The sequence below is a fragment of the Bathymodiolus japonicus methanotrophic gill symbiont genome (assembly GCF_019721995.1).
GTDB lineage: Bacteria > Pseudomonadota > Gammaproteobacteria > Methylococcales > Methylomonadaceae > Methyloprofundus.
The window spans coordinates 1-5,935 of record NZ_BLYC01000099.1 but is presented as its reverse complement, the minus strand read 5'-3'; the positions used below and the strand labels follow the sequence as shown (position 1 = coordinate 5,935).

Sequence of the window (5,935 nt, the reverse complement as noted above, 5' to 3'; positions counted from 1 at the left end):
ACGCTGAAAATCAGGGAAACGGAGCCTAAGCGAAGTGATGATTTTTAGTCCGCGATAGCCGTAGGGCCGTTATTTTGTCGGAGTCTGAGCGTTAGCGAAGGTGGAGACAAAATAAAAGGCCATCCGACACGGCGTCAAGTCATTTGGAGCCTATGTTCCGACCCCTTGTTGGGTCGGGACGAGGTGACGAGGACGAATCGGGGCCGCCGGAGGCATAAGTGGTCGCGTTAAGTTTTTGCTGCTTGCTTGGGCTGGGATGCCCAAAACAAGCTTTCGCAAAAATAGCGACTCCCCGACTTGCTTTTAAATTCAGCACTGTAGACCGTTCTTTTTCTGCTCATTTTAATACTCCAATTTTTTACAAATAGTAACTAATTTGGAATAAGATTGCTTTGATTTCTTGTCTGGATTTGCTGGGGGATTATACTTTAGCGAAGTGAAGATTTTTAGTCCGCGATAGCCGTAGGGCCGTTGTTTTGTCGGAGTCTGAGCGTTAGCGAAGGTGGAGACAAAATAAAAGGCCATCCGACACGGCGTCAAGTCTTTGGAGCCTATGTTCCGACCCCTTGTTGGGTCGGGACGAGGTGACGAGGACGAATCGGGGCCGCCGGAGGCATAAGTGGTCGCGTTAAGTTTTTGCTGCTTGCTTGGGCTGGGATGCCCAAAACAAGCTTTCGCAAAAATAGCGACTCCCCGATTATTGGTTTCTCGTTTCTGAGATTTAGCGTTTACAGCAATGTCAGGAGAATAACGGATAACCCAACGGTTGAGCGTAGCATGATCCACTTCAACACCTCTTTCTTCCATAATTTCTTCAAGGTCGCGATACGAAACGCCATACCTGACATAAAAGAAAACAGCATAAAGAATGACATCTTTTGGAAAGTGAGTGCCTTTGAAGCTGAGCATGGGATCCACCTTTTATTGAAATTGAGAATTATGATAGCAGATAACGTCGGGAAGGGGGATTTATGCGACAGAACCACCTATTTTCATCTGTTTACTTTTTTAACATGGGTTTTATTAACTATAGCATGAGATATGTTTTTTAACAGCCTTTTTTAACATTATTAACTATAAATAAGGTCTTGTTAATGGTGATTAGCTGTGTTTATGGCGATGTTAAAAAATACACTTGTTTTTTTAACATAAACTATTGGAGCAATCAGTCATTAATAATCTGTTGATTTGCTGGCTATTTTCTTTTTTGCAAATCAATATTTTTGTTTTTGGATTTCCTGAAAATCCATATCGTTTTTTTGATTCGACCCCCGCCCCCTATAGGTAACCCTGAATGTAAAAAGAACAAAAAAAGATTCAGGATTTTCCGTGCTAGTCATTTTTTCTATCATTTTTTTTGTGACAGAACCCAATAGAACTGCTCAATGTAAGATCACGGCTAGGACGCAACACAAAATACTTGCCGCCACTTCTTGATGAAATAGTATCCATCGGAGCAACTGTCCACTTCCATAGAGTTAACAGGTTTTAAAGTGGGAGAGTGAATTTCAGAGTCGAAATCTATTACGAAATCCTAAGCCTATAAAAAACAAAAGTACAAACGATAGCACGCCCTGAAGTAGGCTAAAGAAATAGACTCCGTCCGGTATTATTGTTTCGCATGGAAATAACTTATCAAGAATACCAATTGTGATGCTACGTCCGGCAGGGACGAATGAAAATACCTGAGATAAAGAATACAAGAGCCCGTAACAGAAAGGAAAATAATCTAAGCTAGACTCATAAGCATAAATACACGCACAGACAATAGTTAGTACACTAAGCGAGAGCAAGGGGCGTATAATACTCTGGCCATAGAGACATGCTATATCAAAAAGTATGTCCAGCAACATATGAGGTGTTTTACCCTTAATAAGCTTAGTGTTATAGCGTTTGGCTCGCATTTCTATAACATGAAAACCCAGTGCCTGTTGGTGGTTTTTATTAGCCTTTGCAAGTTCTTTTAGGCGACATAAACGTTCTCCATCACTTTTATCGAAATCACCCTTCGGAGGATAATTATCCGATATTTCCATCCTGTCTAGAGACACTTGATTGGTTAACTTTGTATTGGTTAAATCCGGGATGCAGTTAAATGTATTGTCTGAAATATCCAAAGATTTATCAAAACTGCTATGACGTAAAGAGATTTTTAACAATGTCTTGGGGTCAGTCATTGACTGGAACGAGACATACCCTTTAAATTCACAGTGCTCAAAATTTAGTGTCCCATTACCGAACTTAGCCCCCTTGAATTCAAGATCGCCATTGCCGAACTTAGCGTAACTGAATTCCACATCGTCATCTCCGAACTGCGCGCCATTGAATTTCACATAGCCATCTCCGAACTGGGCGCGATTAAATTTCACAGCGCCTTTGCCAAACTTAGCCTTATAAAAGCCTATATCGCCATCGCCAAACTGGACACAATAGAATTCTACAGAACACTCTCCAAACTCGGCCTCATTAAATGACACCATCCCTTTGCCCAAGAATTTGGCATAATTGAAATTCACATAGCCATCGCCAAAATTAACATTATAAAAATACACATCACCCTTTCCGAAATTGGCCATCCTAAAATCCACATTTCCTTCGCCGAACTGGGCGTTGCTAAAATTCACGTCTCCTTCTCCGAAATTGGCACACATGAAAGAAACACCCTGGCCAAAATTGGCGTAGGTGAAGTTAACGTTACCATTCCCAAAGTTCACGACACCTTTCGTCGGAAACCGATACCCTGAAAAGTTCAATTCGTCAACATTTTTCCGGCGCTTTGGAAAATCGATACCTGAAAAGTCCACTTCCGTATCATCGCCATGTTTTTCAACATAAGCATTCCATCTTTCTTTACCTGCTAAGAATTCATTGAAGGCTTCTTGGTCATCCCCAGATATAGTCTTTTTATCTTTATAGTTAGTGTTCATAGCTAATCTTCCTATTTTTTGTTTTTCACGTGCGCGTACAAGTAAAATTAGCTCCTGTAATGCTCGCAGCCCGCATTCCACAAATTCTGAGGTGTACCGTTCATGTGGAGAATATATTGGCTCCCTACGGGACGTATTGATAAAGCATGGATAACGGAAAAGATGTTACCCACACCTTACCAACACTAGCCAACACATTCTCCACAATCACTATCAATCACAGCAATATGGTTTCTCTTAAACCGCGCTCCGCGCATCAATAATAATCAATTGTATTTTTGTAAGAATAAAGAGATAGATAGTACAGCCATTGACCCCCTAAGGCAGGCGGACAAAATCCCTTTCACAGCTCCCCCCTCCGAAAAACTGCTTAAAAAAACAGAGAATATCAGCTTGAGTTTCTGTATATATTGAGATCGTGTTACTCGAGTTTTTAAGCCCCTTTCACAACCGTTACGCTCTGCGCGTTACCAGATATATAAAATATCCGCCCCTGCTCCAAACGCGCCACCTTTTGCACTATAAAATTCAAATCTCGCAATCAAAACGGCTATAAGCTTGCGACTTCTACTTTATACAAAAAATGCCTTATGGGTTACCTTAGCAAAGTCCTTGATCGGCAACGCTGTCCTGACCTATCCCAAAACATCTTGAGTCCAAAATAGGGGCTGAGCTTGTAAAGAAGAGAGAGAAAACTTGAAATGCTTAACAAATGAGAGACTAATTAAGATATAATTAGTATTCGTTTGATTGCAAGAGTGTGTCTCTTACTTTCAAGCTGTGGTGAGTGACTGTAATCACTCATACACAACCTTTAATAAAGGCAAAAAAACCTAAGCACTTAAAAATGCTTGGGTTTTTTTTTGCCTTTTAGCCCTAAACTTTAAAAGTTCGGGGGCTTGTTTTTAAACCTGAAAGAGGAAATATCAGATTTTATTACCAATAACTTTAGCTCATACAAGCAAGACATAGCAAGTTTAGCTGTAGTTAAGACTTCTAAGCTAAGTCCTTTAGAGATTTGTTCTTGGCTCGTCATCCCCCTAAGTTCATGAAACATGGGGGCGTTCTGTCATCGCTGTTCATTTACTAAATAAAGGGCTGTGATGACCAAGTTTTAGTTCTATCGCAAAAAAAAGAATGAGACATTATTACCTCCCCCTCTTGGGTATGCCGCTCACTCGCGCCATAAAATAGGTTCTGTCGCAATAATCATTAAAAGCGCAGACTTCCTGGTCTTCAGGCATAACTATCCTGCTAAAGCCATAAACTGCTTATAAGCAGGAATATTTTCCTCAGACAATTGTCCCTTTCGGATCATATGTGTTGTTTCAATTCCATCAATTCAGGCGCGCCATGCTACCTCACGAAATTCCGGGACTCCTGTCGCCATAATTCGTTCACCTACGCAGCGGATGGGAGATGCCCTGAACGCCCTGCGTCCGCAACGACTACGCACAAAAGACGCTTCGTCATTACTACCTCACTGGCTGGACGGCTATTCGGAATGCAATTCTTGCTCCTCTCGCGTGCTGCTAGCACACGTCGAATCAGCGAATTGCCCTGTCGCCTATCAGGGACTAAAAATCACCACTTCGCTAAGCTACGTTTCCATGATTTTCAGCGGTTGCTTGGACGGAGTGAAACGCTTTAAAGCCCATCATCGGTCGCTGTCAGCCCCGGACGGGCTGATAGTCTCCAGAAGGCGCAGGGAAATTTGCCAATCCGAAGTGCGCGATAGCGCGCGAGGGAGGCTAAAATTTTATCCCGAATAGCCGTAGAGCCATTTGTGGTAGCCATGACTGAGCTGCTTTGTGCTCAGTCTGTGGCGGACGCAGGGCGGCTGGAGCATCTCCTATTCGCTGCGTAGGTGAACGAATTACGGCGACAGGAGTCCCAAAATTTCATGAGGTAGCATGGCGCGCCTGTGCTCTTTGATCTAATCAAAAAAGCCTTTTCGTAAGTGCTTTCCTTCTGAAATATTTCTTAATCCATCAGCTTTTGATTGAATTACATCTGCCTCAGATCTTTTCTTTTTTAATTCTATATCAATAAAATCATTAGCTCTTTTTGCTTTTGCCTTTGCAACTGATAGCTCTATACTCCGCTTCTCATCTTCGTAATCATGATTTCTATATTTATCATCTAACGATTCTTGAAACATTTTATTAGAATCATCTGCCTCAGATCTTTTCTTTTTTAATTCTATATCAATAAAATCATTAGCTCTTTTTGCTTTTGCCTTTGCAACTGATAGCTCTATACTCCGCTTCTCATCTTCGTAATCATGATTTCTATATTTATCATCTAACGATTCTTGAAACATTTTATTAGAATTATTTATTTTTGCAGTACGTTCTAAAATATTAAGATCTCTTATTTTATTCTCGTAATCTTGGTTACGTTTTTTGTCTGCAACTTTACGATCATCAAGAACCTTTTCCCTTGCTATTTTTCTATCTCTAGAAAATTTCTTACGTTTAGCTACTCGTTTAGCTACTCTTTCAGCTTTAATTCTCTTTCTCTCTGCTTCTTTAGCAATTTTCTGAAGTCTTTTTTCTTCCGCTAACTTTTTTTCTACTTTTATTTTATTTTCAACATTTTCAAAAGCACTAAGTTGATCTGACATTGAATCAGCCAAAATATTGAAACTAAATAAATAGAATACTAAAAATATTTTAAATTTCATTTTTAGTGTCCTTAATAATTATGATCTTGTCGGGCAAGTTGCGTTAGGCTGTATGCGAGTATTGTTATCACTGGTTTTTACCATAATAGCTATGCCTGTTTTATACTCACATGCAAAACCAACTTGTGTAGAACTCTGTAGTGCACCATCAATTTGGTACGCCAGAGTAACTCCATCTACCATTACTTTATTATTAACAAGTGAACCTGTTGCAACTCCAGTAGCACCGCCAGCAAGACCGCCTAGTGCTGCGCCAGTATTATTACCTAAATAATTACCGGCGACTCCTCCTGCAACAGCTCCTAATAGCCCTCCTGCAACC

The 5,935-nt window shown here is 40.7% G+C and carries 7 protein-coding genes and 2 pseudogenes; 2 read left to right on the top strand and 7 right to left on the bottom strand.

Going from position 1 to position 5,935, the window contains the following annotated elements; genetic code table 11:
- Positions 1–150 precede the first annotated feature (150 nt).
- The 5 genes and pseudogenes from K6984_RS35565 to K6984_RS30035 form a co-directional block, all read right to left on the bottom strand.
- Positions 151–279: a hypothetical protein gene (locus K6984_RS35565; RefSeq protein WP_263458596.1), complete on the bottom strand. Its 129-nt coding sequence runs from the start codon at positions 277–279 to the stop codon at positions 151–153.
- Positions 280–342: 63 nt separating this feature from the next.
- Complete coding sequence (locus K6984_RS30045) at positions 343–525, bottom strand: hypothetical protein (RefSeq protein WP_221898625.1); 183 nt, start codon at positions 523–525, stop codon at positions 343–345.
- 26 nt (positions 526–551) lie between these two features.
- Positions 552–680: a hypothetical protein gene (locus K6984_RS35560; protein WP_263458596.1), complete on the bottom strand. Its 129-nt coding sequence runs from the start codon at positions 678–680 to the stop codon at positions 552–554.
- A gap of 22 nt (positions 681–702) precedes the next feature.
- A pseudogene (locus K6984_RS30040) lies at positions 703–909 on the bottom strand (IS6 family transposase); the annotation flags it as partial.
- 599 nt (positions 910–1,508) lie between these two features.
- A complete protein-coding gene (locus K6984_RS30035) occupies positions 1,509–3,008 on the bottom strand; it encodes a pentapeptide repeat-containing protein (protein WP_221898624.1) in 1,500 nt (499 codons plus the stop codon).
- Between the two features lie 1,331 nt (positions 3,009–4,339).
- Between K6984_RS30035 and K6984_RS30030 the strand changes: the two genes are divergently transcribed.
- Complete coding sequence (locus tag K6984_RS30030) at positions 4,340–4,699, top strand: hypothetical protein (protein WP_221898623.1); 360 nt, start codon at positions 4,340–4,342, stop codon at positions 4,697–4,699.
- Positions 4,700–4,736: 37 nt separating this feature from the next.
- Entirely contained in the window at positions 4,737–4,862 is a 126-nt protein-coding gene (locus K6984_RS35555) for a hypothetical protein (RefSeq protein ID WP_263458925.1), read from the top strand.
- Position 4,863: 1 nt separating this feature from the next.
- On the opposite strand, the gene K6984_RS30025 is transcribed toward K6984_RS35555, so the two are convergent.
- A complete protein-coding gene (locus K6984_RS30025; protein ID WP_221898622.1) occupies positions 4,864–5,613 on the bottom strand; it encodes a DUF5384 family protein in 750 nt (249 codons plus the stop codon).
- A gap of 18 nt (positions 5,614–5,631) precedes the next feature.
- Positions 5,632–5,935, bottom strand: a pseudogene (locus K6984_RS30020) (hypothetical protein); the annotation flags it as partial.

Excerpts from the sequence above, each read along its gene's own strand:
- K6984_RS30045 (WP_221898625.1), bottom strand. The coding sequence starts at position 525 with ATGGCCTTTTATTTTGTCTCCACCTTCGCTAACGCTCAGACTCCGACA.
- K6984_RS30030 (WP_221898623.1), top strand. The coding sequence starts at position 4,340 with ATGGGAGATGCCCTGAACGCCCTGCGTCCGCAACGACTACGCACAAAA.
- K6984_RS30025 (WP_221898622.1), bottom strand. The coding sequence starts at position 5,613 with ATGAAATTTAAAATATTTTTAGTATTCTATTTATTTAGTTTCAATATT.